The following is a 1716-nucleotide window of genomic DNA, read 5'->3' on the forward strand; positions in this document are numbered from 1 at the left end:
CGCGGTTGCAGTGTGGTGCTCACACTTTTTACAACATCATATATATTACCAAATTAACCTAACCACGTCAAGAAAATCATCATGATTAAGTTAAATAGTTGATAAAATCTAGAATTTAGCTTAGATTATTTTGCGAATTCAGTCGATGACTCAATTCTAGTTCCAATTTGTTTCCCGAACTCAGTATCATGGGTAACAATCAGAATCGCTTTACCTTGGTCTTTAGCTAAGGCTGTGATAAGGCCACCGATTTGATTAGCAGATTCTCTATCCAAGGCTGAAGTAGGTTCATCAAAACACAAGACACTTGGATTTAGCATTAAAGCTCTAGCAATCGCCACCCGTTGCTTTTGACCACCAGACAATGTTGATGGGAAAACATCTGCTTTATCAGATAAACCAACATCCGCTAATAGTTTTTTACCATCTTCAATCAATTCTTCTTTGTTTTTAAGCCCTTGTGCTAAGGGTGCTTCAATCAGATTTTGAATCACGGTTAAATTTGGGAACAATTGATAATCTTGGAAAACCATGCCTAGTTCATTTTGATAAGCTCGACGCTCACTATTTGAACTATAGACAGCTTTAGTGCCGTTATCTTTTGATAAGACCTTACCGTTAATTTCAATCGTACCACGGTCTGCTTCTTCAAGATTGTTTATAATACGCATGAATGTCGTTTTACCCGTCCCTGAACGACCTAGTAAAATCACAACTTCACCAGGATTGATTTCGAAGTCATAATCCTTAATGACTTGGTTATCTTGATAAGATTTATTTAGTCCTGCTACTTTTAATGACATAAGATGACCTCCCTTTTACCATTTCAATTGGTTTTCAAATTTACGTAAGACAAATGTAAGAACTGCTGTCACGATTAAGTAAATCGCCCCAGCAACTAAGTATGGTACTAGAGACGCATAGGTATTAGCTGCAATATTTCCGGCTCTTAGTAACTCGCCAAGTCCGATCACATAAACTAATGACGTATCTTTTACTAGGGAAATCACTTCGTTACCAATTGAAGGTAATACAATATTAACTACTTGCGGTAAGATAATTCTTCTAAAACCACGAATTTTACCAATACCTAATACAGAAATACTTTCATATTGACCGTCCGGCACTGCTGAAATACCACCTCTAAAAATTTCTGCAAAATAAGCTGCATAGTTAATCACATATGCTAAAACAGCTGCTGGGAATCGATCCATGGCGATACCAATATATGGTAAACCGAAGAAGATCACCATCAATTGAAGCATTAGTGGACTACCACGCATGATGAAAACATAAGCTTCAATAATTGCTTGTAACCATTTTGGTCCAAACACGCGTAAGATTCCAATTAAGAAGCCAATTGGTACTGATAGAATCAATACAATGACAAATAAAAGTAGGGTTAACTTTAATCCATTTAATAATGAAGGCAATACCGTCATGACAATATTTGATGAGCCCGTTGATTCTGAATCTTCACCGAACCATTTCGCTTCAATTTCAGCATAAGCCCCGTTTTGTCTTAATTCTTCAATACCTGCATCTACTTGCTCTTTTAATGCAGTGTCTGATTTTCTAAAACCAACACCCATCGGTTCAACAGATGTTTCATCTACAAAGTACTCATATTCATCTAAAGTCCCTTTTTGATTTAAGGTATAGCGAGAATAAATATCACCAGCATAGATCGCGTCCACACGGTCAGCATCCAAATCA

Annotated in this window: 2 protein-coding genes and 1 pseudogene; all 3 read right to left on the bottom strand. The window is 36.8% G+C overall.

Going from position 1 to position 1716, the window contains the following annotated elements; genetic code table 11:
- Positions 1-125: 125 nt before the first annotated feature.
- Entirely contained in the window at positions 126-803 is a 678-nt protein-coding gene (locus ACRCJ0_RS13415) for an amino acid ABC transporter ATP-binding protein (RefSeq protein WP_026465868.1), read from the bottom strand.
- A gap of 15 nt (positions 804-818) precedes the next feature.
- A complete protein-coding gene (locus ACRCJ0_RS13420; protein ID WP_431390744.1) occupies positions 819-1442 on the bottom strand; it encodes an amino acid ABC transporter permease in 624 nt (207 codons plus the stop codon).
- Positions 1443-1526: 84 nt separating this feature from the next.
- Positions 1527-1592, bottom strand: a pseudogene (locus ACRCJ0_RS13425) (hypothetical protein); the annotation flags it as partial.
- Positions 1593-1716 lie beyond the last annotated feature (124 nt).

The sequence above is a fragment of the Aerococcus sp. L_32 genome, assembly GCF_050689315.1.

Bases quoted from the DNA above. Each gene is read 5' to 3' on its own strand.
- ACRCJ0_RS13415 (WP_026465868.1), bottom strand. From the start codon at position 803: ATGTCATTAAAAGTAGCAGGACTAAATAAATCTTATCAAGATAACCAA.
- ACRCJ0_RS13420 (WP_431390744.1), bottom strand. From the start codon at position 1,442: ATGACGGTATTGCCTTCATTATTAAATGGATTAAAGTTAACCCTACTT.